This window comes from Arthrobacter sp. TJ-217 (genome assembly GCF_058269255.1).
Genome location: NZ_JBZCNJ010000002.1, coordinates 83873 through 109359, shown reverse-complemented (window position 1 = coordinate 109359; position 25487 = coordinate 83873). Strand labels below are relative to the sequence as shown.

General features: G+C 65.8%; 26 protein-coding genes. 9 read left to right on the top strand and 17 right to left on the bottom strand.

The window, feature by feature from the left end:
• Window positions 1-180: 180 nt before the first annotated feature.
• Both AC4D2R_RS03620 and AC4D2R_RS03615 read right to left on the bottom strand, forming a co-directional pair.
• Window positions 181-1443 carry an MFS transporter gene (locus AC4D2R_RS03620; protein ID WP_490937595.1) on the bottom strand — a complete coding sequence of 421 codons (1263 nt, stop codon included), beginning with the start codon at window positions 1441-1443 and terminating at the stop codon, window positions 181-183.
• Between the two features lie 206 nt (window positions 1444-1649).
• Entirely contained in the window at window positions 1650-2357 is a 708-nt protein-coding gene (locus AC4D2R_RS03615) for a type 1 glutamine amidotransferase domain-containing protein (protein WP_490937593.1), read from the bottom strand.
• A 171-nt stretch (window positions 2358-2528) separates the two neighbouring features.
• On the opposite strand from AC4D2R_RS03615, the gene AC4D2R_RS03610 reads away from it, so the two are divergent.
• On the top strand, window positions 2529-3566 hold the full coding sequence (locus AC4D2R_RS03610; RefSeq protein ID WP_490937591.1) for a nitronate monooxygenase: 1038 nt from the start codon (window positions 2529-2531) through the stop codon (window positions 3564-3566).
• A gap of 46 nt (window positions 3567-3612) precedes the next feature.
• On the opposite strand, the gene AC4D2R_RS03605 is transcribed toward AC4D2R_RS03610, so the two are convergent.
• The 4 genes from AC4D2R_RS03605 to AC4D2R_RS03590 all read right to left on the bottom strand — a co-directional run bounded on the left by AC4D2R_RS03605 (window position 3613) and on the right by AC4D2R_RS03590 (window position 7554).
• The gene (locus AC4D2R_RS03605) at window positions 3613-3906 is read right to left on the bottom strand and encodes a DUF3040 domain-containing protein (RefSeq protein ID WP_490937589.1); all 294 of its coding nucleotides are present in this window, start codon (window positions 3904-3906) and stop codon (window positions 3613-3615) included.
• Window positions 3907-4043: 137 nt separating this feature from the next.
• On the bottom strand, window positions 4044-5480 hold the full coding sequence (locus tag AC4D2R_RS03600) for a dihydrolipoyl dehydrogenase family protein (protein ID WP_490937587.1): 1437 nt from the start codon (window positions 5478-5480) through the stop codon (window positions 4044-4046).
• A 145-nt stretch (window positions 5481-5625) separates the two neighbouring features.
• Window positions 5626-6072: a VOC family protein gene (locus AC4D2R_RS03595; RefSeq protein WP_490901690.1), complete on the bottom strand. Its 447-nt coding sequence runs from the start codon at window positions 6070-6072 to the stop codon at window positions 5626-5628.
• A gap of 486 nt (window positions 6073-6558) precedes the next feature.
• Window positions 6559-7554 (bottom strand): MBL fold metallo-hydrolase, encoded by a 996-nt coding sequence (locus AC4D2R_RS03590; RefSeq protein WP_490937585.1) that lies wholly within the window; start codon window positions 7552-7554, stop codon window positions 6559-6561.
• Window positions 7555-7675: 121 nt separating this feature from the next.
• Here AC4D2R_RS03590 and AC4D2R_RS03585 point away from each other — a divergent pair, with 121 nt between their 5' ends.
• Window positions 7676-8737, top strand: coding sequence for an NAD(P)H-dependent flavin oxidoreductase (locus AC4D2R_RS03585; RefSeq protein ID WP_490937583.1), 1062 nt, complete (start codon window positions 7676-7678; stop codon window positions 8735-8737).
• Window positions 8738-8753: 16 nt separating this feature from the next.
• Here the strand turns inward: AC4D2R_RS03585 and AC4D2R_RS03580 are convergent, their stop codons facing one another.
• Window positions 8754-9131, bottom strand: coding sequence for a nuclear transport factor 2 family protein (locus AC4D2R_RS03580; protein ID WP_490937581.1), 378 nt, complete (start codon window positions 9129-9131; stop codon window positions 8754-8756).
• An 85-nt stretch (window positions 9132-9216) separates the two neighbouring features.
• Window positions 9217-9924 carry an SDR family NAD(P)-dependent oxidoreductase gene (locus AC4D2R_RS03575; RefSeq protein WP_490937579.1) on the bottom strand — a complete coding sequence of 236 codons (708 nt, stop codon included), beginning with the start codon at window positions 9922-9924 and terminating at the stop codon, window positions 9217-9219.
• Window positions 9925-10001: 77 nt separating this feature from the next.
• Here AC4D2R_RS03575 and AC4D2R_RS03570 point away from each other — a divergent pair, with 77 nt between their 5' ends.
• The 3 genes from AC4D2R_RS03570 (at window position 10002) to AC4D2R_RS03560 (ending at window position 12375) form a co-directional block, all read left to right on the top strand.
• The gene (locus tag AC4D2R_RS03570; protein ID WP_490937577.1) at window positions 10002-10610 is read left to right on the top strand and encodes a TetR/AcrR family transcriptional regulator; all 609 of its coding nucleotides are present in this window, start codon (window positions 10002-10004) and stop codon (window positions 10608-10610) included.
• Between the two features lie 135 nt (window positions 10611-10745).
• Entirely contained in the window at window positions 10746-11777 is a 1032-nt protein-coding gene (locus AC4D2R_RS03565; RefSeq protein ID WP_490937575.1) for an LLM class flavin-dependent oxidoreductase, read from the top strand.
• Window positions 11778-11937: 160 nt separating this feature from the next.
• Window positions 11938-12375 (top strand): arsenate-mycothiol transferase ArsC, encoded by a 438-nt coding sequence (locus AC4D2R_RS03560; protein WP_490937573.1) that lies wholly within the window; start codon window positions 11938-11940, stop codon window positions 12373-12375.
• A 2-nt stretch (window positions 12376-12377) separates the two neighbouring features.
• Here AC4D2R_RS03560 and AC4D2R_RS03555 read toward each other — a convergent pair whose 3' ends face one another.
• The 3 genes from AC4D2R_RS03555 to AC4D2R_RS03545 form a co-directional block, all read right to left on the bottom strand.
• A complete protein-coding gene (locus tag AC4D2R_RS03555; RefSeq protein WP_490937571.1) occupies window positions 12378-13010 on the bottom strand; it encodes a hypothetical protein in 633 nt (210 codons plus the stop codon).
• A gap of 167 nt (window positions 13011-13177) precedes the next feature.
• On the bottom strand, window positions 13178-14227 hold the full coding sequence (locus tag AC4D2R_RS03550; protein WP_490937569.1) for a hypothetical protein: 1050 nt from the start codon (window positions 14225-14227) through the stop codon (window positions 13178-13180).
• A gap of 77 nt (window positions 14228-14304) precedes the next feature.
• Entirely contained in the window at window positions 14305-15204 is a 900-nt protein-coding gene (locus AC4D2R_RS03545; RefSeq protein ID WP_490937567.1) for an SDR family oxidoreductase, read from the bottom strand.
• A gap of 85 nt (window positions 15205-15289) precedes the next feature.
• Here AC4D2R_RS03545 and AC4D2R_RS03540 point away from each other — a divergent pair, with 85 nt between their 5' ends.
• The 3 genes from AC4D2R_RS03540 to AC4D2R_RS03530 are packed head-to-tail and all read left to right on the top strand — an operon-like array spanning window position 15290 to window position 18271.
• Window positions 15290-16420 carry a type III polyketide synthase gene (locus AC4D2R_RS03540; RefSeq protein WP_490937565.1) on the top strand — a complete coding sequence of 377 codons (1131 nt, stop codon included), beginning with the start codon at window positions 15290-15292 and terminating at the stop codon, window positions 16418-16420.
• Window positions 16417-17142, top strand: a complete 726-nt coding sequence (locus tag AC4D2R_RS03535; protein WP_490937563.1) for a class I SAM-dependent methyltransferase — start codon at window positions 16417-16419, stop codon at window positions 17140-17142. The genes AC4D2R_RS03540 and AC4D2R_RS03535 overlap by 4 nt, the downstream gene beginning before the upstream one ends.
• Entirely contained in the window at window positions 17135-18271 is a 1137-nt protein-coding gene (locus AC4D2R_RS03530; protein ID WP_490937561.1) for an FAD-dependent oxidoreductase, read from the top strand. Before AC4D2R_RS03535 ends, AC4D2R_RS03530 begins: the two co-directional genes overlap by 8 nt.
• A gap of 55 nt (window positions 18272-18326) precedes the next feature.
• Here the strand turns inward: AC4D2R_RS03530 and AC4D2R_RS03525 are convergent, their stop codons facing one another.
• The 6 genes from AC4D2R_RS03525 to AC4D2R_RS03500 all read right to left on the bottom strand — a co-directional run bounded on the left by AC4D2R_RS03525 (window position 18327) and on the right by AC4D2R_RS03500 (window position 23664).
• Window positions 18327-18950: an FMN reductase gene (locus AC4D2R_RS03525; RefSeq protein ID WP_490937559.1), complete on the bottom strand. Its 624-nt coding sequence runs from the start codon at window positions 18948-18950 to the stop codon at window positions 18327-18329.
• 158 nt (window positions 18951-19108) lie between these two features.
• Entirely contained in the window at window positions 19109-19654 is a 546-nt protein-coding gene (locus AC4D2R_RS03520) for a hypothetical protein (RefSeq protein WP_490937557.1), read from the bottom strand.
• Between the two features lie 276 nt (window positions 19655-19930).
• Window positions 19931-20137, bottom strand: a complete 207-nt coding sequence (locus AC4D2R_RS03515; RefSeq protein WP_490901669.1) for a hypervirulence associated TUDOR domain-containing protein — start codon at window positions 20135-20137, stop codon at window positions 19931-19933.
• A 64-nt stretch (window positions 20138-20201) separates the two neighbouring features.
• Entirely contained in the window at window positions 20202-21893 is a 1692-nt protein-coding gene (locus AC4D2R_RS03510) for a thiamine pyrophosphate-binding protein (RefSeq protein ID WP_490937555.1), read from the bottom strand.
• The gene (gene speB / locus AC4D2R_RS03505) at window positions 21894-22883 is read right to left on the bottom strand and encodes an agmatinase (protein WP_490937553.1); all 990 of its coding nucleotides are present in this window, start codon (window positions 22881-22883) and stop codon (window positions 21894-21896) included. It abuts the gene before it with no gap.
• Window positions 22884-23085: 202 nt separating this feature from the next.
• Complete coding sequence (locus tag AC4D2R_RS03500) at window positions 23086-23664, bottom strand: helix-turn-helix domain-containing protein (protein ID WP_490901664.1); 579 nt, start codon at window positions 23662-23664, stop codon at window positions 23086-23088.
• A 159-nt stretch (window positions 23665-23823) separates the two neighbouring features.
• On the opposite strand from AC4D2R_RS03500, the gene AC4D2R_RS03495 reads away from it, so the two are divergent.
• Entirely contained in the window at window positions 23824-25350 is a 1527-nt protein-coding gene (locus AC4D2R_RS03495) for a sodium:solute symporter family protein (RefSeq protein ID WP_490937551.1), read from the top strand.
• Window positions 25351-25487 lie beyond the last annotated feature (137 nt).

Here is a 25487-nt window from a genome sequence, read left to right as displayed (position 1 = left end):
CCGGCCAATCGTCCTCCCTGAAGCCGCGCCCAGCCGCGCACAGGCGGGGGTACACAGCGTCGAGATGCCCAGCGAACCGGCCCCGGCGATCCCCGCTGTGTTGACGATCGGGGTGTCAGCGGAGGTGCGGACGGCCGCGGTGATGGAATCCTCATCGCCGGTGCCGACCCACAGGATGGCTCAGGTGGTGGAGCCCGCCTCGGCTCCGGAGGCCACGGCCGGCGCAGCCGGGTGCGCCTTCGGTGTGCGCGAAGCGCGGGCGAGGTGGATCCGCAGGGCGGTGGTGGCGGCAAGGGAGGCAGCCGCCAGGCCGATGAGGATGGGGGCCAGGATCCGTATCGCGCCATCAAGGCCGACGGATGCCGAGGCGAGCCCTGCACCAAGCGCCGTGCCACCGAGGAACAGGTAGGCGACGAGAAGCACTGCCGAGAGCATCTGGCCGCGGAGGTGGGCCGGCGCGTTCATTGCCGCAAGCCCGATGCCGCCCGCGCCGGCGAGTCCATAGGCGCTGCCGCCGGCAAGCGAGGCGGCGATGAACAGCGTAAAGGACTGGGACTGGGCAGATGCGGCGAGGAGCACCGCCATAACGATGGTCAAGGCGCTGCCAAGGAGAATCGAGGTGGTGGGGTCGATTTTGCCGGCGAGGTACGCGCCGACGACGCCGAGGACGTAGGAGATTGACAGCACAGCTCCGATGACCAGGATGTCTGAGGCGCCGGTGACATCACGGGCGATGAGCGCGCCGAGCGAGAGGAACAGGGATCCTTCACCGAATCCGACCGCCGAGGAAAGGGCGGCAACCGCATAGATTCCGGCCAGGTGGCGGGGAACGCGCACGCCGGCCGGACGCCAGGCCTTCCGCGCGGTGCCGGCGGGCCGGGTGTGGGCCGGGAGGAAGAGCGCGAGGGCGAGGCTGACGAGCACCATCAGCGTGAGCGGCCAGTAGCTGAGGTGAAGGGGGTCCGGGGCGAAGCGGATGAGGACCGCACCGAGGATTGTGGCGATGAAGAGTCCGACACCCTGGGTGATGGTGTTCCACGAACCGGGTGCCTTGAGGTTTTTTGTCGGGTTGAACTCGACGAGGGCAGCCGCTCCCGCTCCTGCGGTGAGCCCCGCACCGACTCCCTGCAGCGCCCGCCCCGCGAACAGCCAGAACGTGTCGGCTGCAAGTGCGAAGGACACTGCGCCGCCGAGCAGGAAGATCAGCCCCGCGAGCAGTGTGTTCCGGCGTCCAATGACGTCCGAGACGTTGCCGAAGATGAGCAGGGTGGCGATGAGGAGCACCGGGTAGGCGGCAAAGACCGCTGTCGTGACGGACGTCGCCAGCCCCCACTCGGCGGCGTACACCGGGAACACGATCGTGGCGGCAGCGCTGGACCACAAGGTGACGGTCAGGATGAGTGCGACCGTCCAGAAGGCGCCTCGGGACGAGAAGCGTTTCATGATGTGTCTCCTAGGTGGCGGTGATGGCGCCCTTGGGGTTGCCGACGCTAGCAAACTTGCGAAGTGCAAGCTGGAAGAGGCTACCTTCTCGGACGTGCAACTTGCAACGTGCAAGTCAAAGGATTGAAAGATGTTCCGGGCTCCGATGGCCGCACTCTCCGGCATCGGCGGCCCCCTATGAGCCGCCGGCGCCGGGAGCTGGTGGGTCAGGCCCGCGTAGCCAGGGCGATAACGGCGTTCGCCGCCTCCTCGGCCGACGCCGGGTTCTGGCCGGTCACGAGGTTGCCGTCGATGACGACGAACGAGCCCCAGGCGGGGCCGGACTCGAAGATGGCGCCGTACTCGCGCATGCGTGACTCAAGCAGCCAGGGCGCCTTGTCAGCGAAGCCGGCCTGAACTTCTTCCTCATCCAGGAACGCTGTCATGCGCCGCCCCTTGAACAGCCACTGCCCATTCCGGGTTGCCGAGCTGAAGCTGGCGGGCCCATGGCACAGCGAGGCGACGACCTTGGTGTTGTCATCGAGTGTTTCCTCGTAGATCCGGGCGATGTCGGCATTCACTGCGAGATCCTGCATCGGACCGTGGCCGCCGGGGACGAAGACGATGTCGTAGTCGCTGGAGTTGACGTCTTCGAGCGCGACGGCGGCGGCCAGGTTCTCTTTCGAGCCGTCAAGGTAGGCGCGGTACTCCGCGACTTTTTCACCGTCATTGCCGTTCATCGCCAGCGCCAGGCTCAGTTCGTCTGCGACCGGGGTGACCCCGCCGGGGGTGGCTATCGTGATGTCGAAGCCCGCTTCGCGGAAGATCCGGTCCGGGACGACAAACTCCTCCGCCCAGAAGCCTGTGGGGTGCTGCGAGCCGTCCTTCAGCTCCCAGACAGTGGCTCCGGTGATTGCCATCAATACCTTTTTCATTGTGTTCCTTTCAGATGTTAGACGAACGGTCTACTATTTATAGGGAAAGCGAGCCAGCCTGTCAACCCACTCCTCATCCAAACAACCGGAGCCCCCTGTTGCCGGCGCCGTGGCGGGTAGCCTTGGACACGGCGGAAAGCATGGAGGAGTGCACAAGGGAAGGCCTGCAGCGTGAGCGGATCAGCGGGAAAAGATCGTCTCTTCGACTTTGATGACCTGGCACTGCCGGTCATCCAGGCTCCCATGGCGGGTGGCCCGTCCACTCCCTCGCTTGCGGCGGCCGTCAGCACTGCCGGCGGACTGGGATTCCTCGCAGCGGGCTACAAGTCTGCCGCCATAATGCGGTCGGAGATCAACGCGGTACGTGAATTGACCGGCGCCCCCTTCGGGGTCAACCTTTTTGTCCCCCAGCCCTCGACCATCACTGCTGATGCCCTCCAGCAGTACGCGCTTTCCCTCGCTCCCGAGGCAGAACGCCTGAAGGCGGGCCTCGGCGACCCGCGACACGACGATGACGACTGGGAGAAGAAGGTCGAGGTGCTCCTTGAACTTGCACCCGCCGTCGTGTCCTTCACTTTCGACGTTCCAGAGGCGGGCGTGATTGCCGCACTGCAGGACCGGGGCGTTGCCGTGGCGCTCACCGTCACCTCGCGGAACGAGGCGGAACAGGCGTTGGCGGCGGGCGCGGATTCGCTTTGCGTCCAGGGCCCCGAAGCCGGAGGACACCGTGGGACCTTCAACGCAACCGCGCCCGCGCACACCACTGCCCTGCACGGGCTCCTCGATGAGTTGTCGGATCTGGGCATCCCCCTGATCGCGGCCGGCGGCATTGTCACGGGAACGGATACGCGGGCGGCGCTTGAACGGGGTGCGGTCGCAGTCCAAGCCGGAACAGCATTCCTCAGGGCCGATGAAGCCGGGACCCGTGGGCCACACCGGGCCGCACTTTCATCCGACCAGTTCACGACCACCGCCATCACCAAGGCTTTCTCGGGCCGGAATGCGCGTGGTCTTCACAACCACTTCATGAGGGATTACGACCCGGTTGCACCATACGGATATCCGGAGATCCACCACCTGACGAGTCCCCTGCGGGCCGCTGCGGCTGTGGCCAACGATCCCCACCGCCTCAATTTATGGGCAGGAACCGGGTACAGCCGGTGCATCGCCGGTTCCGCCCGGTCCATCCTCGACCGGCTCGCCCCCTAACCCGGGAGCCCGCCGCACGAAGGCGCCAATCCGCATCGCCAGGCTCCTAGCGCGCTCCGGGTCCCGGCTCGACGAGCGTCGACGCGATCGAGATCCCCGCGCCCATCATGGTAAAGCCGAGGATGCCGACGAAGATGCTTGTGGCCTGCTCCGGGACCATGACGCCTGCGATAAGGGTCAGGAAGCCGGCGAGGGTGAGGAGCACGCCGAGGACGACCCGGCGGGTCGAGACGGTGGGGACGGGCGCCGGGGCCAGTGCCGCGGCGAGCTGGGGGTCATCGTCCTGGAGTTGCTTCTCCAGCTGGTCGAACAGTTCCTGCTCGCGTTCCGAGAGCGCCATCGGGATCTCCTTGGGTGTCCGGCGCTAGCCGGGAGGTAGTGGGGTGAAGTGCGGGTGGCCGGCGGGATCGTTGTTGTATGCCTTGGGGCGGCCCGGACGGGGCCGCCCCAGGCGGTACGGATGCCGGCAGGTGCCGGTTACCGGGCTGGAGCCAGCTGGGGCCGACCGTATGTTTCGAGCAGGCGAAGCCAGATCTCGCTGACGGTGGGGTAGGCCGGCACAGCGTGCCAAAGCCGGTCCAGGGGGATTTCGCCGACGACGGCGAAGGTCGCGGCCTGAAGCAACTCGGCCACATCGGGGCCGACAAAGGTCACCCCGAGGATGACCTTGCGCTGTTCATTGACGACCATGCGCGCCTTGCCGGTATACCCGTCGGCGTGGACCGAGGCGCCGGCGGTCCACCCCAGTTCGTAATCCACAACCCGGATCTCATAGCCGGCACGGCGGGCGGCTGCGGCAGTGAGGCCCACTGAGGCAACCTCAGGGTCGGTGAAGGTCACCTGCGGGACCGCCTCATGATCGGCTGTAGCCACATGCGTGCCCCACGGGCCGTCCGAGACCACAGCGCCGGCGGCCCGGGCCGCGATGACGTCCCCTGCCGCGCGGGCCTGATACTTACCCTGGTGGGTCAGCAGGACGCGCCCTGTGACGTCCCCAACGGCGTAGAGCCAGTCGAACCCGGGAACCCGCAGCGTGTCGTCGGTCTCCAGCCAGATCCCGGGTGCAAGCCCGATTGAGTCAAGACCGATGTCGGTGCTGCGCGGGGTGCGCCCTGTGGCCACGAGGACCTCCCCGGCGGTGATCTGGGCACCGTCGGCGGTCTCGATGGTCACGGTGTCCCCGTCCCGGGTGACCTTCGTCGTCTTGGTGTCCGTGAGCACCGTGGCGCCAAGGTCCCGCAGGGACGCCGCGACAAGTTCCCCGGCGAAGGGTTCCATCTCGGTGAGCAGTCCGCTGCGGGCAATAACGGTCACCTTCGTGCCGAATCCGGCGAATGCGGTTGCCATTTCGGTTGCCACCACGCCCCCGCCGATGATGGCAAGGCTCTCGGGAACGGCCTTGATGCTCGTGGCCTCGCGGGCCGTCCACGGGCGGGCGTCGGCAAGTCCTTCGATGGGCGGCATCGAGGCATCGGAGCCGGTGGTCACGGCCACCGCGTGACGGGCGGTGAGCACGGTGACACTGCCGTCGGCGGCGGTAACGGTGACCTCGCGCGCCCCGCTGATCCGCCCGTGGCCGCGCACCAGGTCGATCCCGGCGCTTTCAAGCCAACCCACCTGGCCGGCGTCGTCCCAGTTGCTGGTGAAGGCATCCCGCCGGGCCAGCACGGCGTCCACGTTCAGCTCGCCGGTGATTGCCTCGGCTGCGCCGGGCATGTGCTTGGCCGCACGCAGCACCTGCGCCGAACGCAGCAGCGCCTTGGAGGGCATGCACGCCCAATACGAGCACTCGCCTCCGACCAACTCGGCCTCAACGACCACCGCGGTCAGTCCGCCCTGCACGGCGCGGTCGGCAACATTCTCGCCAACCGCACCTCCGCCGAGGACGATCAGGTCGTACTCTGTCTTCTCCACTGTCGTGTCTTCCCTCAAATTCTCAGTTCTGCCTTCGGTTGCTTATTTCTGCAGGAGTAGTGCATCGCCCGCAGCCGGGCGCTGCTGATTGGTGCCGCCGCGGCGCCCGGTGATCCGGACGCCGCGGCGGGGTGAATGCGGCGGATCAGATACGGCCGGGCAGGCGGGTTGTGATTTCCTGGAGGAACCAGCCGTTGCCGTCGGGGTCGGTGAAGGAGGCGTAGGAGGCGTAGGTCTTGCGCTCGGGGTCCGGCCCGGCGACACGGTCCTTCTCACCTTCGTGGTGCCAGATGCCCTTCGCATCGTGCCAGACCTCGGAGATCTCGATGCCGCGGGCGGCGATGTCCTCGCGGGCGGCGATGATGTCATCAACGATCAGGTACACGCCCTGCAGGGAGCCGGGGGCGCCGGCGGTGATGCCCTTGCCGATCATGATCGAGGCCCCTGAACCCGGAGGAGTAAACTGGACGACCCGGAGGCTTTCATCGACGGTGAAATCCGCGTCGAAACGCCAACCGAGCGAATCGTAAAACGCCTTGGCCCGGTCCACGTCAGAAACGGGAACGGCGATTACCTCAATTTTGAAATCCATGACAATTCCTTTCCTTGTTGCTTCTGCTTACTGCTGGGGTGTTGCTTACTGCTGGGGTGTTGTTTATGGTGACTTGCGCTTTTGATGCATTCCGGCCGCCGGCTGCTCGCGCCGGGTGATTCTGCGGCGTCACGGTTTTGCGGACGGGATGCCACAGGAACTGCTCGTTGCCGTCGGGATTGCTGAAGGCGACGAAGGGACGGTGTTGCCCGTTACTCCTAAATTAGGAGTAGTTGATACTGTATGCGTATCAACTCAAAGATGCTCAAGATAATTCCCGGGGCCTGGGAGCCATTCAAAGTACGGCGCCGGCACCACGGCACACCAGGAATCCGCAGCCGCGGCAACAGGCTCCGTGGAACCGGGGCCGCGTCACTGAACGGATCGACGGTGAGAGCGGCGGGAGCGGCGGGGCCGCCTGCCGGCCAGCCCCATGGCGGCGACCGGCCCGCTTTCGCAGCTATTGCGGAAGGAGCGCCGGAGCCGCTAGTCGGCGATACCGAATGGGCCAAGGCTTCCATAGTCCAGGCGCAGGGCCTCCATCATCGCCCAGGCGTTGGGCAGGGTGAACACGTCGGCGCCACCCAGCCGGTCCACCCAGCGGGGAATAACTTCGTCAGCCGACTTCGCCGCGACCGCGTCAAGGTAGGCCCGGAAGACCGCCCAGGCGTTCGACATGTCCACGGGGGCCATGACTTTCGCGAAGTCGATAGATGACAGCGCCGCCTCGGTCGTGGCGCGCAGGTCGGCAATGTACTCCGACTGCACCTCGACGTCCCTGCGGGTGCCGGAGCGGGTCACGTGTCCGGGAACGAGCTTTTCGAAGGGATAGCCCAGGGCCTGATCCATTGCGTTGACAAAGCCGGGGACGTTGGCGGAAACAGCAAGGTTCGAGAACGGAACCCACCCCGGGAAAACGACGTCACCGAGCATCAGCACCTTCCGCTGCGGTTCGTAGATGAAGATGTTCCCTTCGGCGTGGTTCGGCCCCTTGTAGTCAAGCTGCAGCATGTGGCTGCCGGATTGAAAGGTGTAATTGTCGTCGAACACAACCGTCGGGGCCGGGCGGTTGGGATCGCCCAGTCGCGCAAGCCGCTCCGCGGTGAACCGCTGCGCATACCGGGGAACATCCTGGGGGTAGAGCGACATCGCCCCGACGTGATCGGCGTGCTGATGGCTGTAGACGATCTGGGTGATCGGCTTCTTTGTCACACCGGTGATCGCCCGAAGGATGTTGTGACCGAGCGTCGGCGGGGCGTCGACGGCCACCACTCCTTCATCGGAGACGACGAACATCATCTGGTAGGTCCCGTCGCTCAACAGGAACATGCCGTCGGCGAGTTCCTCCAGGTAATAACCCACATCCGGAACCTTCGGCCCGCGGGCAACGTCCGGAACGGGAGCGGTGGGGACCAACCGCAGCGCCGCAGCGGCGTCCGTGAAGCTGTAGCGCGCCCGGCCGGTTTCCTGATCTGCAGTCATTGTGCTTCCCTTTCTAGACGTTCGGTCTACTATGGTGGTTCAGTTATAGGTGAAGGGCCAATATCATGTCAAGCAGGGGAAAGCAAATGAGGAAATATCACGAAATGAAGGGCCTGCAAGCATGAACACACCTCTAGGGCAAACCCGGGTGGCACGGGTGCTCGGCTTGAACGTTCCCGTGATTCAGGGTCCATTCGGTGGAGGGCTATCCTCCGAGGCGCTGGTCGCCGCCGTTTCAAATGCCGGCGGCCTTGGCTCCTTCGGTGCCCACCACCTCTCCCCCGCGGAAATCACGCAGTTGGTCGAGCGGCTCAAGGCTGCGACCCAACGGGCCTTCGCGGTCAACCTGTGGGTCCCGTTGGGCGGCGAAAAGGCTGCGGCCACCGGCCAGCTAAACGCCCAGACAGCGTTGCTCGCGCCGTACTTCGAGGAACTGGGCATTCGACCCCCCGAGGCGCTCCCGAACACGCAAATCGACTTCGATGCGCAGGTCGACGCGCTCCTGGAAGCCGCACCGCCGGTCATCAGCTTCGTGTTCGGCGTGCCGGGGCCGGACATTGTCGAGCGCGCGCACCGCTCAGGCATATTCCTGATCGGAACCGCAACGACTGTCGATGAGGCGGTTGCCCTTGAGGCCGCCGGCGTCGATGTGATCGTCGCGTCGGGAAGCGACGCCGGCGCGCACGGTGGCGCCTTCCTTGCCCCGGTCGAGGAGTCCCTAGTTGGCACGTTCTCCCTTGTGCCGCAGGTGGTGGCCGCGGTCGACGCTCCCGTCGTCGCCGCAGGGGGAATCGCGGCACCCGCCCAGGTCCGCGCGGCACACGAACTGGGTGCGGAAGAAGTGCAGATCGGCACAGCCTTCCTCGTGTCGCACGAGTCGGCCGCCTCCACCTTCCACAAGGACGCTTTAACGGGACCGGCCGGCCGCACGACGGTGCTGACCGAAGCTTTCACCGGACGCATGGCAAGGGGCCTCGCCAACCGGGTGACCCGGGAAGCAGCGCGGTGGAAGATCCGCGTCCCCTACCCCGCCCTCGGCGCCATGACCTCGCCCTTCCGCAGGGCCGCGGAGGAGAAGGGCCGCACCGATCTCGCCAGCCTTTGGGCCGGGCAATCGGCTCCCCTCACCCGGCGGGCGCCTGCGGCCGAGATCTTCGCCTCATTCGCAGGGACGTATCGATAAGGCAGGCGCCCGGCGGCTAGGCGATTTTCGAGACGTGGTAGTGGCTGATCAACCAGGAACGGCCGGTCTGGCGCAGCACCACGGTGAGGTGGACGGGGATGACTTCACCGCCGGGGAGCGTGAAGTCGACGTCCACGTAGGAGATGAGGTTGTCGGCGGAAAGCTGCCGGAGTTCGCGGACGCGGAAAGCGGCAGTCAACCCCAACGGCTGTTTGTCGTAATAGGCGCTTATGCCGGGACGCCCGATGATGTACGTCTTGTCGAAGCCCTGGAAAAGAGCGTCGGAGGTGAAGAGGGAAGCCACGGCCTCCGGTCGGTGGCCGCGGATTCCACCGGCCCACGCTTCAAGGACGGTGGTGATGGTACCCAACGGCCCGATGTCAGGGGATTTCATGTGTTGCCTTTCGGGTTGCACGGACACCACGGGTGTCCTTGTCGATGACGGAGACGGCCCGCAGGACCGCCTCCGCGGCGGGAGCCTAGTAGCCCGCGCTCTGACCGCCGTCGACGTGAAGGACTTCGCCGGTGACGAAGGGGGCCTGCTCGAGGTACAGGACGCCGCGGGCGATGTCGTCGACCGTGCCCATCCGGCCCACCGGGTGCTGGCCCGCGAGGAGGTCGTGGTCGTGCGACTCGTGGAGCGGGGTCTTGATGTGCCCGGGGGAAACGGCGTTGACACGGATCCCGCGGCCGGCGTACTCCACGGCAAGCGACTTCGTCGCCGACGAGACGCCACCCTTGGTCAGTGAGGCAAGGACAGAGGGGAGGCTTGAGTTGGCATACTCGACGAGGGTTGTGGTCACGTTCACCACGTGGCCGGAACCCTGCTCAAGCATCCGCGTAATCGCCTGCTGGGTGACATGGAAGAACCCGCCGAGGTTGACCCTGAGCACCTGCTCATAGTCCTCGATCGTGTACTCGGTAAACGGCTTGCCGACGAAGATCCCGGCATTGTTCACGAGGGTGTCGACGCGGCCGAACTTCTCGATCGCGGTGGCAACGACCCTTTCAGCAACCGCCGGGTCGGCGATGTCGCCTGCGACCGTAACGAAATCAGCGTCGTCGGAAGGGGCGATGGAGCGCGAGTTGGCGACAACGGCATAGCCGATGCCGCGGAACGCTGAGACGAGCCCTTCCCCGATGCCTTGAGAGCCCCCGGTGATGATTGCTACTTTACGAGGTTCCATATACTTGTTGTCCTAACTAGATGATCGGTCTACTAAGTGCTTGCCCATTTATAGCCGACTGGTCTTATAATTGCAACATGGGACGAAAATCAGACGCTCGCCAGAGGATTCTCGACGCGAGCACAGCACTCTTCCAGCAGCGCGCCTACGGGTCGATCGGCGTCGCCGAAATTTGCGCGGCGGCCGGAGTTCCCAAGGGCAGCTTCTACCACTTCTTCCCGTCCAAACAGGCCCTGGCGCTCGAAGTCATCAACGAGCACTGGATCAAGCAGCGGAAAGAATGGACCGGGATCCTCACGGCTCCCGACACGATCATCAACCGCCTGCGCAAGCTGTTCATTTCTACTGCTGAAATCCAGAGCAGCGCCCTGAAAGGCACAGGTGCCGTGACGGGCTGCCTGTTCGGCAACCTGGCCCTCGAAGTAAGCGCCAAGGACGACCCGGTGCGTGAGCGGCTGCAGGAAATATTCGGGGAGCAGATCGACATCATCGAAGCAGCAATACGTGAGGCCATCGATGCCGGCGAACTCAAACTCGAGGACCCTCGGGGCACCGCCAAGTCGATCGTCGCGCAGATCGAAGGCATGGTCCTCTTCGCGAAGCTGTTCAACGATCCCGCGCAGCTTGATCAGCTGTGGCAGAACAGCCTCACCCTTCTCGGACTCGAAAGTGTCACCGCCGCCTGACGCCCCGCCTTGGCCCTTCGGGCGAACACCCGGCCCGGCACCGTCCTGCCGTGCGCCGGGAATCGCAGGGGGTGCTTTGGTGTTCTAGCGGAAGCGGTTCACTGTGAACCGCGGAAAGACTACGGGAGCACCATCATGGCGAAGAAACTTGAACTCGGACTTGATACGTTCGGTGATGTGACGCGGGGAGCCGACGGGGAGCTGCTGGCATACCCTGAAGTGATTCGTAATGTCATCGCCGAGGCGGTCCTTGCGGACCAGGTCGGCGTGGACTTCTTCGGGGTCGGGGAACACCACCGCGACGACTTTGCCATTTCCGCACCCGAAACGGTGCTTGCCGCCATTGCCGGCCAGACCAAGCGCATCCGCCTCGGCTCGGCCGTGACGGTCCTGAGCTCGGATGACCCAATCCGTGTCTTCCAGCGCTTCGCGACCCTCGACGCGGCCTCGAACGGGCGTGCCGAAGTGATTCTCGGGAGGGGCTCATTCACCGAATCCTTCCCCCTCTTCGGCTTCGAGCTCACCCAGTACGAGGAGCTCTTCGAGGAAAAGCTCGACCTCTTCAGCGAACTCCTCAAGGAGAAGCCCTTCTCCTGGCGGGGACGGACCCGCCCCGGGCTCGATAACCAGAGTGTCTTCCCGACCACCGAATCGGGCCGGCTCAAGACCTGGATCGGCGTCGGCGGAAGCCCCGAGTCGGTTGTGCGGGCGGCGCGGTACGAGATGCCCTTGATGCTTGCCATCATCGGCGGCGATCCCTCCCGCTTTGCCCCGTACGTCGACCTCTACCATCAGGCCCTTACCCAGTTCGGCAAGCCGCAGCTGCCGATCGGAGTGCACTCTCCGGGCCACATTGCCGACACCGACGAACAGGCGCGCGAAGAACTGTGGCCGGACTACCGGATCATGAGGGACCGTATCGGCTCCGAGCGCGGCTGGGGTCCCACCAGCCGGGCCGAGTTCGACCGGGAGGTCGACGCCGGCTCCCTGTACGTCGGTTCTCCCGAGACTGTCGCAGCCAAGATCGCGGCGACGGCCCGCACGCTTGAGATCGACCGGTTCGATTTGAAGTACACGTTCGGTCCGCTCCCGCACGAGAAGCTCATGCACAGCATCGAGCTCTACGGCACCAAGGTGATCCCGATGGTGCGGGAACTGCTCGGCTGAACAGAGACACAGAAGGCCGCGGTGTTCCGGCCGGACCGGAGCACCGCGTCCTTGGGGCAACCCGCCGCCCACAAGGGGTGCTAATGGCCGTAAGTGCTGGTTTACTTCGTTATATCGAATTTCGGGTAGATCGGATTCCGCCACAGCGAAGGCCGGGCACATGATTGGCAGCAGCGCTTTTCCCAAACCGTCGGTTCTGTTCGTCTGCATACGCAACTCGGCGCGGTCGCAGATGGCAGCGGCCTACCTCAGCCGGTTCGCCGAAGGTCGGATCCGTGTGCTGTCGGGAGGGCCGGAGCCTGCCGAACACGTCGACCCCTCGACGGTTGACGCGATGGCCGAGGTGGGCGTTGACATTTCGACTCGGGTTCCACGGCTGCTGACGCAGGACGACGTTTCCCAGTCGGATGTGATCATCACGCTCGGCATGGAAGCCGAAAAACCCCACTTCCCGGGACGCCGCCACGAAGACTGGCCGGTCGCAGACCCCGTGGGCCAGGACGTCGAGACCGTGAGGAAAATCCGCAATGAGATCCGGGGCCGGGTCCAGCAGCTCATCACCGAACTGCTGCCCGGCCGCCACGCCGACGCCCAGTAGCGCTACTTGCCGCAGCTCACCCTGTCGATTTCGATTTCAAGGTTGTGGGCCACTGTGTACTCGCGGGCGTCCGAAGAGAAGTTGACGATGATGTTTTCAGCAGTGCCGTTGTCGACTGCCTCATCGAGTGAGACTGCGACAACGATGTTGATGTGGGCATCCGGCTCGAAGCGGTACCCTGCCGCAGGCACGGGCTCGACCTGAAAGGTGCTTGGCTCAGTGGATGTGGCGCTGGGCGCCGGTTCGTGGTCCGCGTGAGCGTCTGCTTCGGCACCGTGGTGGCCGTGGCCTTCCCTGTTGGCCGGGGAAATCTCCGCTTCGACGATGCTCAGCCCCAACGGCGCGCCGAGCGCAATTTCGCCGAACGTGAAGGTTTCGAGGGTGGGGTTGTGGAGCATGACGGTGTACTCCTGGAAACTGTCTTTCGGTTGCACCCCGCAGAGCTTCGCGCCATCGGCACCGATATTGAGCGGGTCGTCCTCGGAGACGGCTCCCGCCACCGCTCCGGCGGCGACGCCGGGCCGCGCCTCCCGCGCCGCGTTGACGTCGAGCGGATTCTCCTCCGCGACGCCGCATCCTGCGAGGGATGCCGCGGAAAGGCCCGCGGCAAGAAGGACGCTCCATCGGATCTTCATCGGTGTTCCTCGCTCTGCCGTCGGTGAAGCCGCTCGGACGGCATTGAACTCCACAACGGTGTCCACTGCCAGGGCGGCGATTTAGCTGATATTCGCTGCGGACGGCCGCGCGGCTTGGTCGAAGCGCGAAGGAGCCCTCCGCAGCCTAGCCGTCAGGACCGCCGGAATCACTCGTACAGGATGTATTCCGGCTGCGGATCGAGCGCAAGCACCTCCTGGGGCGTCATCAGCGGACCGAGTGCCGCATCTTCCTCGAAGAACAGCTTGAACCCGGGATGGATCGAAGAAGGCAGGCCCTCGGTCAGCAGGTCGTAAGCCTCGATCTTCAGATTGGCCGAGCCGATACCGTCGGCGCTCTTGATCACCTCGACCCCCGCATAGTCGCCGATTGCCGCTTCGTTGGTCACGACGCCTACCGCCACCTGGTGGAAGACGAGCGCCTTCTGCGGCAGCTTCTCGCGCTTGACCAGGGCATCGATGTCAGCAGCAATCGCGTTGATTTCCTCGCCGGCCGTCGACCCGTACACCGCTCCGGGCAGTTCGGCGTCGGTGATATCCCATTCGGGATCCAAAGCCAGCCCCACATCCGGCTCCTTGAGCCACTTTTCCAGCCGCTTAACTTCGGCGGTCATGCTCGAACGTCCAGGCTGGATGTTCAGGAGCAGGAGTGCCTTGTGCCGCCGTGCGGCCTCGAGGTACTGCCGGATCGTCTCATCGGGGGTGAAAGTCCGGTACTTCCCGTCGGCTCCGGGCTCGGACTGCACAACGACCGTGATGAGCTCAAGGACCGGCAGCACCTTCCTCCCGCCGGCGAACGCCGCCGCCTGCGCCTCGATCTCCTCGACCCGCTCGTCGAGGTCCCCGATGCCCAGGCGCCCCAGTCCCGGAGAGAGCGGATGTCCGCTGTACCCGACGAGCCGGTGCGCGGGGAAGAGGCTGGTTCCCCCTCGGGGCAGTGCACTGCGCGCCGGAGTTGCCTGTGGCGACCTCACCGGTGGGCCGGAAGAGGTGCCCTGCGCCGCTGGCGACGGGACCGGGGAATTCCGCGGGGTTGCTGTCGCATCCGGCGTCGCCCCGCCGGTCGCACCGGCCGTTGCCCCGCCTGTCGAACCGGCCGTCGCCTCCGCGGGCCGCTCCTGAACTGAGCATCCGGAGAGGGCCAGGGCTGCAGCGAGCATCAGCGAAAGGGCCGCAGCACGGCGGCGCCGTGCAGTCACCAAGGGGTACCTCCACATTGCCTGAGGCATCGGCACTGTAAGCATCGTGCCTTCACCCTAGTGGCCGTCACGATCCATCACGCAAGGTATTTCCCGCCGGTTACGGCAAGCACCTCGCCCGATACGTAGCGCGCGTCGTTCGAGGCGAGGAAGACGAAGGCGCCGGCCAGTTCGGCGGGCTGGCCCATCCTCCCGAGGGGTGTGTCTTCGCCGAAGGTCTCAAGCTTTTCGGGAGTGGTCGTGGCGGGCTGGAGCGGCGTCCAGATCGGGCCCGGGGCAACGGCGTTGACGCGGATGCCGCGCTCGCCCAGCAGTTCCGCCAGGCTGAACGTGAGGCTGTTCAGGGCGGCCTTTGTCGCCGCGTAGTCCATCAGGCTCGTTGAAGGGTGGTAGCCCTGGATTGATGTTGTGGTGATGATCGATGCGCCGGGCGACAGATGCGGCAGTGCGGCCTGGATCAGCCAGACGGCGCCGAATACGTTCGTTTCGAAGGTCCGCCTGAGCTGAGCGGCAGAGATGTCCTCGATTCCGCCCGGCTGCGCCAGATGGTATCCGGCGTTGTTCACGAGCAGGTCAAGCCCGCCCAGCTCGCCGACCACCCGCGCCACGGCGGTGCGGGAGTACTCCTCACTCCGGACGTCTCCGGGGACCGCGACGGCCTTCCGGCCTTCGGCCCGGATCAATTCGACGCAGCTCTTGCCATCTTCCTCCTCTTCGGGAAGGTAGCCGATGGCGACGTCGGCTCCTTCCCGGGCGTAGGCGAGCGCGACCGCGCGTCCGATCCCCGAATCACCGCCGGTGATGAACGCCTTGCGTCCCTTGAGCCGTCCGCTGCCCTTGTATGACTCCTCCCCGTGGTCGGGCCGGGGCTTCATCTGCTCGGTGAAGCCCGGGTAGTCCTGGAGCTCGGTCGACGCTTCGGCGGCAGGTTCTCGGGGGTCGTCCTGGTTCAGCGTGTTCTTCGGGCCATCCACCATGCTGTGCTCCATTCACCTCGAAAACTGCGGAAATGATAAGCCTACTGACATTGTGTTCTTCGCGTTAGTCCTCTATCAATTGACTATGACAGTTCTGTTGAGGTCCTTGGAAACCGCTGTGCCCGAGACAATAATGGTGCAGCCGCAGGTCCGGGAGGCCTTCGCCGCCCAGCCCGACCTGACCCGTCTGGGCACCCGCCTGGTGGGCGCGGCATTCGATTCCTCGGGCATCAACACCCGGTACACGGCGGTGAAGGAACTCACCCTGGACAGCGCAGCGGAAAACCCGGTCTTTTTCGACTCGCGGACAATGCGCATCCTCAGCCCCAGCACCAAGACCCGTAACGAGCTGTACGCCGTCGAAGGCACGAAACTGTTCATCGAGGCGGCGCAAAAGGCGCTCGACGCTGCCTCCGGCGTCGAGGCTTCGGATGTGACCCACGTGGTGACAGTCTCCTGCACCGGCTTCTTCAACCCCGGCCCGGACTACAAGGTGGTGCGGGCGCTGGGTCTCAATCCGTCGGTTCAGCGCTCCCATCTGGGCTTCATGGGCTGCTACGCCGCTTTTCCAGCGCTGCGCTCGGCGAAGGCGTTCTGTGAGGCGGATCCCGAGGCCGTCGTCCTCGTTGTCAGCGCCGAACTGTGTTCACTGCACGTGCGGTCATCGAACAACCCCGACACGATCGTTGGCTCGTCGCTGTTCGCCGACGGCGCCGCCGCCGCGGTCGTCACCGCCCGCGAGTTCCCCTCGGAGGGGCCGCTGCTCAGCCTCGATCACTTCGAGACGATCCTCACCCCGGTCGGCGAGGAGTCGATGGCGTGGAACATCGGTGATGAAGGTTTTGAGATGGTGCTTGGCACCTACGTGCCCCACATCATCGACGAGCACATCGTTGGAGCCCTCGAGCCGCTGCTGGCCCGGGATCCTTCCCTTGAGGGAGGCGACTACCGGGATATTGAGCATTGGGCCATCCACCCCGGGGGCCGCAGCATCCTCGACAAGGTCGAGGCCAAGCTCAAGCTCACCGAGGAGCAGCTGGTTCCCGCCCGCACCGTCCTCCGCGACTATGGCAACATGAGCAGCGCCACCGTGATGTTCGTGCTCAAGCACATCCTGGAACAGCCCTTCTCCGGCGGCGACGAGCGCATCTGCTCGATGGCGTTCGGCCCCGGCCTCACCGTCGAAACGGCGCTGCTGACCAAAGTGGGAGGATGAATCCTTTCGGCTTCCTGGGACAGCGCGACACCAGCGCGGTCGAGCAGATGGACAAACCGGACTGCGACCCTGCCACCCTGGACCGCACCTACTCCCAGTTCGGCCTCGTCAATTCCGTCGTCTCCGGCTGGAGGAGCACCTACGTCCGGATCCTGCGCCCGCAGTTCTCCCCGACGTCGGCCAACACCCTGCTCGACATCGGCTCTGGCGGCGGTGACGTCCCCCGGGCGTTCGCAAGGTGGGCCCGCCGCGACGGCATCCCGTTGACAATCACCGCCATCGACCCGGACGAGCGGGCCTACGCCTATGCCGCGGCCCAGTCACCCGTCGCGGGTGTGACCTACCGCAGGGCCCTCAGCTCGGACCTCGTGGCCGAAGGCAGGACCTACACCGCCGTGACCTCCAACCACGTCCTCCACCATCTCGAGCCGGACGAACTCGAGGGCCTGCTGAACGACACCGAGAAACTGGCGGTCGCCGTCGGGGTCCACAGCGATATTTCGCGCAGCCGCGTCGGCTACGGGCTCTTCTCCGCAGCAACCCTCCCCCTGCGCGGGTCGTATATCCGCCAGGACGGGCTCACCTCGATCCGCCGGAGCTACACGCCAGCAGAACTCCGTGAGGTGCTGCGCAGCCAAGGCCGCCGGGGATGGAGCGTAAAGAGCGCCAGCCCCTTCCGCAACCTCCTCGTCCTTGAACGGGGGCACGCACCCCATGCATGACGTCGTGATTGTCGGCGGCGGGCCGGTGGGCCTTTACACAGCCATCCTGCTCCGGCAGGCCGGGCTCGATGTCGTTGTGCTTGAGCGGCGCACCCGCCGCAGTTCCCATTCCCGGGCGATCGGCATCCACCCACCGGCGCTTGCCGCCCTCGAAGCGGCGGGCGTCAGCGACGAGCTCACGGCCCGCGGGGTGCGCATCACGCATGGGATCGCCCGCAGCGGCGGCCGCCACGTCACGGAGCTCTCGTTCGCTTCGCTTCCGGGCAGGCACCGGTTCGTGCTTGCCGTTCCGCAGGCGGTGACCGAGGAGGTGCTCGAGCGCCGCCTCGAAGCAACGTTCCCCGGTACGCTCCGCCGCGGGATCAAGGCGATAGGGACTGCAGAATGCCCCGGACACGTTGTCACCACCGTGGAACAGGACGGCCAGCGCGCATCGGTGGAGTCCCGCCTGCTGATCGGAGCCGACGGCGCGAAGAGCTCGGTGCGGGAGTTCGCCGGAATCGGCGCATCAGGGCGCACCTACCCCGACCGGTACCTGATGGGAGACTTTCCCGACACCAGTGGCGGCGGTTCAGCTGCGGTGCTCTACCTTGAGCCGCACGGAATCGTCGAGTCGTTTCCGCTCCCCGGAGGGATTCGGAGGTGGGTGGTGCGCACGGGGTCCCCAGGGCCTGAGCCGACGGTGGACGCCCTGGCCGCACTTGTCTCCGCGCGCACCGGGATACGTCTCGACCGGGCAGGGAACACGATGCTGAGCGCGTTTGGGGTCCGCTCCCAGATCGCCGACCGCTTCGTCGCCGGCCGGATCACCCTCCTTGGCGACGCCGCCCACGAGATCAGCCCTATCGGAGGGCAGGGGATGAACCTTGGCTGGCTCGACGCGGGCCTGCTCACCCCCGTCATCGTCTCGGCGCTGCGCGACGGCGTCGACGTGGGCCGACAGGTGGAGCGGTTCAATACGACCCGGCGCCGTGAGGCGGTACTCGCCCGGCGACGGGCCCACGTGAACATGGCTCTGGGGCGCCCCCTCGCGCCGGCCACGCTCAGGGCGCGCAACGCCGCGGTGGCGGGCCTGCTCTCGCTTCCCGCCGCCCGCTCAGCGCTGGCCAGCACTTTCACCATGCAGTAACGGCCCTGCGCCCGGACGTTCCCGCGGCCCGGGAACAGGGGGCGGCCGCTTCCGCTCAGCGGCCCTGGATCCGTGCCAGCAGTTCCTCGAAAGGAGCCGAGACCTCCGGGGCGCGCGGCGCCCGCGTCGTCGCCGATCCGACGAGCAGCGCGGCCAACTCCTTTGCCGCACGCTGGGCGCGCTCTTCGAGCCCCGCCGCACCCTCGTCGCCGGCTCCCCAGTCCTGGGGAGAGGCGTAGACAGAAGTCGGCACAACCACCATGCGCAGGTAGCTGAACAACGGGCGCATCGCATGGTCAAGCATCAGCGAATGCCTCGCGCTTCCGCCGGTGGCTCCGATGACCACGGGCATTCCGCCAAGCGCCTGGTTGTCGACCACGTCGAAAAACGACTTGAGCAGGCCGCTGTACGATCCCGAGAAGACAGGGCTCACGACAACAAGCGCGTCCGCGTCGGCGAGACGCTTCAACACCGCTTCGAGGGCCGGAGGCGCGTAGCCGGTGACGAGGTTGTTGGCGATGTCGACAGCCAGTTCCCGCAGTTCGACCGTCTCCACTTCGACCGGCTGCCCCTGGACGCGAAGCGCGTCCGTCACGGCTTCCGAGAGCAGGTCCGCGAGCATCCTGCTCGAGGAAGGCACTCCAAGACCAGCAGAAACGACAAGGATTTGCTTAGTCATCGTGCACCCCTTCCAAATACATACGTTTGCATGTACCTGATAACCGGAGGGAGGGGTATTTCATTCCCGGACGGGCGATCCCCCGCCACCGGCCGCCCCGGTAAGGAGGGAGGGCTCGCCGCACGGTGCGGCGTGTGGCGGGGGATCGGAAGCCCGAGCTAGGACCGCTTGTTGAAGATGCCTTCGAAGACGTTCTGCGGCCGCTGCATTTCGCCCTGGTGGGCGCCGAGAGCAACGACGCTGCCGCTGACCACCGGCAGTGCCCACTGGATCATCTTCAGCTGCGACTGCGCCTTGGCGAGCTGGTCCGAAGCACCGGGACGGGGCTCCGTGGCGCCCTCGCCGCCCTGCTCGGCGAGCTCGGCAACCTTCTTGCCGAGCATTCCCGCGTAGAGGGAGAGCGCCATTCCGGCAACGGTGACGACCGCCTTGATCAACGTGTTCGTCCCGACGCCCTGCTGCTTCGCCAGCCGCCCCTTGTTGCCAAGGATCAGTCCAAGACCACCGACGGCGTGGACCGCGAACGCAGCAACCTGCACCGGCGTCCATTTTGCCCAACCGAGGCTTGAGAGGCGCGTGCGCTCGCGCGGATCCTTCGCCTTACCCGTGGCTCCGTTCAGTCCGACGGCGCCCATGAGCGTTCCGCCGAACCACGCTGCCGCGCCGAGGTCGTGGGCGGACCGTGCCAAAAGGTTTCCTGCCATGATGTCGTACTCCTTGTCCTTGAAAACCGACGTACCCTCTACGTTTATCAGCGTACTTACGATTAAGCTACGTCGAGTCGGTGATCGCGGCTCCGAGAATGGCCGGCGCGGACCATTGGAGGAGGGAAGTACGGCAAATGGCGCGGAACGGCCCCGATCCTGACGGGATCTTGTCCCAGTGGAGGGCAAATGCTCCGGAACCCGCCTCAGGGCCCAAGAAATGGCTTGACACTGGAGAACCGCAGACGGCAGACCGAAACGAGGGCCCCGCCCCGTTCAGGAAGCCTTGCTGAGGGCACTTTCCTTATGCGCCGCCTGCTTGCCCGATTTGGAGCTTTCGACGATGTAGTAGGGCTCGTCGGCGGAGGCCTTGAATTTCTGCCCGTCGAAGGTGAATTCCTTATCGCGCTTCTCGAGGACCTTGCCCTCGGTCTGCCCCTGCGGGGTGTTCCAGTTCACCTTGTCGCCCTTGCTGAATGACATTGCGGTTCCTTCGCTCGGCCTTCGGGTCTTTCGACCCTAGCTGCGAACCGGTCAGCCGAAAAGCTCAGGAGTCAAGATGGGTGGGTGCGAACAGCCGCATGAGGGTTTCGACGACGACGACGTTGGGGCCCTCCGCCGCGAAGCCCTCCTTGAGTGCCTCGCCGATGTCCTCGGGTGCCACCCGGCGTGCCGGAACACCAAACGCTTCGGCGAGCTTCACGAAGTCAGGCCGGGCCAGCTCCGTGGCCGTAGCCTTCCCGAAGGCGCCCTCCATGTATTCGCGGAGAATGCCATACCCGCCGTCGTCAACAATCAGCCAGGTCACTGGAAGGTTGTGCTGACGGGCGGTTGCCAGCTCGGCTATCGAATACATCGCCGAACCGTCACCCGAGACCGCAAGGACGCGGGGATTTTTCCCTTTCGACGCGAGTCCGACCGATCCGCCGAGGGCACCAGGGAAGCCGAAGCCGAGCCCGCCAGCGCCCTGGGCCGAATGGAACTGCCCCGCGCGGGCATCCCAGCAGCTCCACGCCCAGTAGGCGGAGATGGTCATGTCCCAGAAGGTCTGCATGTCATCGGGCACGGCTGCCCGGATGTCGGCCATGAAGGTCCGTTCCTTGAGCAGGTCCTGCCCGTCGAGGCGGGCCTTGACCTTGGCCAGGGTCTCCGCCACGAGCGCCGCGGCGTCGTAGCCTTCCGTACGTGAACGATCAAGCACCGGCAGAGCCTCGTCGAGCGCCGTGAGTGCCTGGCCGGCGTCGGCCCGGATGCCCAAGGCGGGGCGGTTCGATTCGAGCACCCGGGGCTCGGCATCGATCTGGATGATGCGGCCGCGAGGCTCAAGCGTGAAGTAGTTGGAGGTGACTTCACCGAGGGACGAACCGATCACCAGGAGGAGGTCGGCGTCCTCGAGCACTTCGGTGACGTAACGGTCCTCGACCCAGGCCTGAAGTGAGAGCTCGTGATTCCACGGGAAAGCACCGTTTCCGCCGGGCGAGCAGAGGACCGGCGCACCGAGCTTCTCCGCGATCGACAGGAGCTGACGTTCGGCCCGGCCGCGGCGGGCTCCCCCACCGGCCACGATCGCCGGCCGTTTCGACTCCTTGAGCCAGGCCACGGCTTCGCGCACCAGCTCGACGCGCGGCGGGTTGTCGAACGGCTCGGCGAGCGCGTCCTCGACCCGCGGCACCAGCACGGGGTCGAGGAGCACGTTCTGCGGAATCTCGATCCACACCGGGCCCTGGGGCGAGGAAACGGCTTCGGTCCATGCGTCCTGGATGGCCGAGGGGATGCCCGAGGCCTGCTGGATCAGCCGCTGGCTCTTGGTGACGTTGGCCGCCGAGGCCTTCTGGTCGTCGAGCTGGTGCAGCATGCCCTTGCGGCGCGCGCCAAGGCCCTCCAGTGGGATCTGGCTTGCGATAACGACCATCGGCACGCCCGTTGCGTAGGCCTCCTGCAGCCCTGCAAGCGAGGTGAGCGCTCCTGGACCTGTCGAGAGGAAGAGGACCCCGACCTCGCCGGTGGCCCGGGAGAACCCGTCGGCGGCGAAGGCGGAGTTGTTCTCGACGCGGGAGGAGACGAACTCCAGGCTCGAACGGGAGAGCGCATCGAACAAGCCGAGCGCGTGCTGGCCGGGGATGCCAAAGACCGTGCTTGCGCCCAGGGCGGTGAGCGTCTCGACTACGAGATCGCCGCCGTTGCGCTGGCCGGAGATGGGGTGCGGTGGGGCGGAGGCAGCGCTGTCGGTGAGTTCCATTCAGCTTTCCTTGACGGGGGTTGAAGAGAGGTTGTCAGCCATCAGGCTCACGAGGTCGTAGGCGACATGGGAGGCGGCGACGCCGGTGATCTCGGCAGTGTCGTAGGCCGGTGCCACCTCCACGACATCGGCGCCCACAAGGTTCATTCCCCGGAATCCGCGCAGGATCTCGAGCAGTTCCCGGCTCGTGATTCCGCCGGCCTCCGGCGTTCCGGTGCCGGGGGCGTGGGCGGGGTCGAGGACGTCGATGTCGACGGAGATGTAGAGCGGGCGGTTGCCGATGCGGTCCCGCAGCTTAGCTACTGTCTCGTCGACGCCTTGCCGGAAGACGTCGGAGGAGGTCACGATCCCGAACCCGAAGCGGCGGTCGTCCTCGAGGTCCTTGACTCCGTAGAGCGGCCCGCGCGTGCCGACGTGGGAGATTGCCTCGGTGTCGAGGATGCCCTCCTCGACGGCCCTGCGGAAGGGGGTCCCGTGCGTGTACTCCGCACCGAAGTAGGTGTCCCAGGTGTCGAGGTGGGCGTCGAAGTGAAGCAGTGCAACCGGGCTTCCGGCCCGTTCCGAAGCCGCGCGGAGCAGGGGAAGGGAGATCGTGTGGTCCCCGCCGAGGGTCACAAGCCGCGTGCCGTCCGCGGTCAGCTCGAGCGCGTTGTGCTGGACTGTTTCAATTGCCTCCCCGATGTTGAACGGGTTGACGGCCATGTCTCCGGCGTCGGCCACCTGGACCTGCTCGAAGGGGGAGATGTTCAATGCCGGATTGTAGGGGCGCAGCAGCCGTGAAGCTTCGCGGACATGGTTCGCGCCGAAGCGGGCACCCGGGCGGTAGGAAACTCCCGAATCGAAGGGCACGCCGACGACGGCGATGTCGGCCCGTTCCACCTGGTCCAGGCGCGGCAGCCGGGCAAACGTCGCGGCTCCGGCATAGCGCGGTACGCGTGCTGAGTCGACAGGTCCGAGCTTCCCGCCGGCGGTGATCCGCAGTTCTTCCATCGTCGTTTAGTCCGTCCCGTGAGGCAGCCTGCAGGACAGCCGCCTGCGAAGTTGCTCTATAAGCATCAATTGTTTTATATAAGGCTAATTGTGACCCGAGTCTCGGTCAAGGTAGCCACCGCTTCACCGGACTGAGGGGCGGGCCGGAGTGCCAGCATCACCGGTCGGCGGGCCGAGGCAGGCACCCGGCGGGCGGGCTGGCTCAGCCCCGCGAGGCCGCGGGGACGAGTGTCCAGAGGACCACCGAACGCTGCGCCGTCGGATTGACCCAGGTGTGCGGCTCGCGCCCCGGAAACGTCACAGTGTCCCCCGCTTCGAGCTCGAAGCGCTCATTGGAGAAGATCAGCACAAAGCGCCCTTCCACAACGTGAAGGGTTTCCACCTCGCAGTCAACGGAGTAGAGGTCGCTTTCACCGCGTCCATGCGGCTCAACCTCCGCCCGGATCACCTGGAGCCGGCGCTCCGACCGGGCCGTCATGAGCCGCTCGGTGATTCCCTCACCACCGAGGCTGATCCGCGGAGCCTCCTGGAGCCGGGTCAGGTGGGTTTCCGGGGCGAGGAACAGATCGCCGATGGAGATCGAAAGAACCTGGCAGAGGGTCACAAGCGAAGCGACCGACGGAGACGTGAGGTCGCGTTCAACCCTGCTCAGGAAGCCCTTGGTGAGCCCGGTGGATTCTGCGACCTGCTCGATGGTCATGCGCTGCGCCTGCCGCGCCGCCCGGATGCGCGAACCTATCGCCACCGGCGCATTCGTGGGTTCAACCGGAAGAGCTTTCATTGCGGTCCTCTTTCTGCGCGCATCTAATGTTGAGCATACCGACCGGATGCTCCCGGCCCGCCCGGCCCCTTGCGAGGCTTGACGTGTAACCCGGGTCACAATAGCCTACTAGACAACACGTGTTGCCTCTAGGGCAACACCCGCGCGACGGGAAGAACTATGGAATACCTGAATATCGCAATCGTTGTGCTCTACCTTGCGGCAATGCTCGGCTTCGGCTGGTGGGGAAAGTCGCGAACAAAGAACAAGAGCGACTACCTTGTGGCCGGGCGCAGGCTCGGGCCCTTCCTCTACACCGGGACCATGGCGGCTGTCGTGCTCGGCGGCGCCTCGACCGTTGGCGGCGTGGGACTCGGTTACACCTACGGCCTTTCGGGCATGTGGCTCGTCGTTGCGATCGGTACCGGGGTGCTGCTGCTGAGCCTCCTGTTCGCCCCGACCATCTCGAAGCTGAAGATCTACACGGTCTCCCAGATGCTCACGCTGCGGTACGGCCACGAAGCCACAAAGGTCTCGGGCATCGTCATGCTCGCGTACACCCTGATGCTCTGCGCCACCTCGACCGGGGCCTACGCCACGATCTTCGTGGTGCTCTTCGGCTGGGACCGTGCCATGTCCATCGCACTCGGGGGAATCATCGTCCTCATCTACTCAACCGTCGGCGGAATGTGGTCGATCACCCTTGCCGACATGGCGCAGTTCATCATCAAGACGATCGGCGTCTTCGCGCTCATGCTTCCCTTCGCGCTCGCCTCGGCCGGCGGTTTCAGCGGCATCTCCGAGCGTGCCGGGGACGAATTCTTCAGCCTCACCGGGATCGGCGCCCAGAGCATCATCACCTACTTCGTTGTCTACACCCTGGGCCTGCTCATCGGCCAGGACATCTGGCAGCGCGTCTTCACCTCCAAGACCGCCAAAGTCGCACGGTGGGGCGGGGCGACAGCCGGCGTCTACTGCATCCTCTACGGCGTTGCCGGCGCGCTGATCGGCATGGCGGCGAGCGTCATCCTTCCCGACATCGCCTCGCAGGACGACGTCTACGCCGACGTGGCCATCAACGTCCTTCCGGTCGGGATCGGCGGCCTCGTCCTTGCCGCCGCCGTTGCCGCGATGATGTCGACGGCGTCCGGTGCGCTGATCGCCGCCGCGACGGTCGCCCGGACCGACGTGCTGCCCTACGTCCGCAGCTGGTCGAACCGGGGCACTGCCGCCAACGCCGCTCCGGCAGTCAGTGCCGAGCGTGAGGTCGTCGAAAGCCGCTGGTGGGTCCTAGGGCTCGGTCTTGCGGCAATCGCCCTTGCCATCGTGGTCCAGGACGTCGTTGCCGCGCTGACAATCGCCTACGACATCCTCGTTGGCGGGCTGCTCGTCGCCATCATCGGCGGCCTTGTCTGGAAGCGCGGCAACGGGCTCGGCGCCGGTATCTCGATGGCAGTCGGAACCGTTGTCACCCTCGGCACCATGATCTACCTCGAGGTGAACGCCGAAAACCAGTACGACGGCATCTACGCCAACGAGCCAATCTACTTCGGCCTCGCCGCGTCGGCCATCGCCTACATCGCAGCCTCCATGGCCAGCCCGCGCACCGATCCGGCGGTCATGACCGCCTGGGAGGAACGGGTGGCAGGCAACGTCCCCGAGGACGTCACTCCGGAGATTTCGGGCGCTGCAGCCGGCCGCCACTGACCGGACTCCTTCTTGCCCCGCGGCGGCGGGAACGGCAGCAGTCGCTGCGGCGGGCCGAGGCAATGTCCCGGCCCACCGCAGCCTGACGGGATCCGCCGACGGGTGGCGTACGCAGCCTGAGGGATGCGCCAGGTACA

Bases quoted from the DNA above. Each gene is read 5' to 3' on its own strand.
- AC4D2R_RS03620 (WP_490937595.1), bottom strand. From the start codon at position 1,443: ATGAAACGCTTCTCGTCCCGAGGCGCCTTCTGGACGGTCGCACTCATC.
- AC4D2R_RS03615 (WP_490937593.1), bottom strand. From the start codon at position 2,357: ATGAAAAAGGTATTGATGGCAATCACCGGAGCCACTGTCTGGGAGCTG.
- AC4D2R_RS03605 (WP_490937589.1), bottom strand. From the start codon at position 3,906: ATGGCGCTCTCGGAACGCGAGCAGGAACTGTTCGACCAGCTGGAGAAG.
- AC4D2R_RS03595 (WP_490901690.1), bottom strand. From the start codon at position 6,072: ATGGATTTCAAAATTGAGGTAATCGCCGTTCCCGTTTCTGACGTGGAC.
- AC4D2R_RS03590 (WP_490937585.1), bottom strand. From the start codon at position 7,554: ATGACTGCAGATCAGGAAACCGGCCGGGCGCGCTACAGCTTCACGGAC.
- AC4D2R_RS03585 (WP_490937583.1), top strand. From the start codon at position 7,676: ATGAACACACCTCTAGGGCAAACCCGGGTGGCACGGGTGCTCGGCTTG.
- AC4D2R_RS03580 (WP_490937581.1), bottom strand. From the start codon at position 9,131: ATGAAATCCCCTGACATCGGGCCGTTGGGTACCATCACCACCGTCCTT.
- AC4D2R_RS03575 (WP_490937579.1), bottom strand. From the start codon at position 9,924: ATGGAACCTCGTAAAGTAGCAATCATCACCGGGGGCTCTCAAGGCATC.
- AC4D2R_RS03570 (WP_490937577.1), top strand. From the start codon at position 10,002: ATGGGACGAAAATCAGACGCTCGCCAGAGGATTCTCGACGCGAGCACA.
- AC4D2R_RS03565 (WP_490937575.1), top strand. From the start codon at position 10,746: ATGGCGAAGAAACTTGAACTCGGACTTGATACGTTCGGTGATGTGACG.
- AC4D2R_RS03560 (WP_490937573.1), top strand. From the start codon at position 11,938: ATGATTGGCAGCAGCGCTTTTCCCAAACCGTCGGTTCTGTTCGTCTGC.
- AC4D2R_RS03555 (WP_490937571.1), bottom strand. From the start codon at position 13,010: ATGAAGATCCGATGGAGCGTCCTTCTTGCCGCGGGCCTTTCCGCGGCA.
- AC4D2R_RS03545 (WP_490937567.1), bottom strand. From the start codon at position 15,204: ATGGTGGATGGCCCGAAGAACACGCTGAACCAGGACGACCCCCGAGAA.
- AC4D2R_RS03540 (WP_490937565.1), top strand. From the start codon at position 15,290: ATGACAGTTCTGTTGAGGTCCTTGGAAACCGCTGTGCCCGAGACAATA.
- AC4D2R_RS03535 (WP_490937563.1), top strand. From the start codon at position 16,417: ATGAATCCTTTCGGCTTCCTGGGACAGCGCGACACCAGCGCGGTCGAG.
- AC4D2R_RS03530 (WP_490937561.1), top strand. From the start codon at position 17,135: ATGCATGACGTCGTGATTGTCGGCGGCGGGCCGGTGGGCCTTTACACA.
- AC4D2R_RS03525 (WP_490937559.1), bottom strand. From the start codon at position 18,950: ATGACTAAGCAAATCCTTGTCGTTTCTGCTGGTCTTGGAGTGCCTTCC.
- AC4D2R_RS03520 (WP_490937557.1), bottom strand. From the start codon at position 19,654: ATGGCAGGAAACCTTTTGGCACGGTCCGCCCACGACCTCGGCGCGGCA.
- AC4D2R_RS03515 (WP_490901669.1), bottom strand. From the start codon at position 20,137: ATGTCATTCAGCAAGGGCGACAAGGTGAACTGGAACACCCCGCAGGGG.
- AC4D2R_RS03510 (WP_490937555.1), bottom strand. From the start codon at position 21,893: ATGGAACTCACCGACAGCGCTGCCTCCGCCCCACCGCACCCCATCTCC.
- speB (WP_490937553.1), bottom strand. From the start codon at position 22,883: ATGGAAGAACTGCGGATCACCGCCGGCGGGAAGCTCGGACCTGTCGAC.
- AC4D2R_RS03500 (WP_490901664.1), bottom strand. From the start codon at position 23,664: ATGAAAGCTCTTCCGGTTGAACCCACGAATGCGCCGGTGGCGATAGGT.
- AC4D2R_RS03495 (WP_490937551.1), top strand. From the start codon at position 23,824: ATGGAATACCTGAATATCGCAATCGTTGTGCTCTACCTTGCGGCAATG.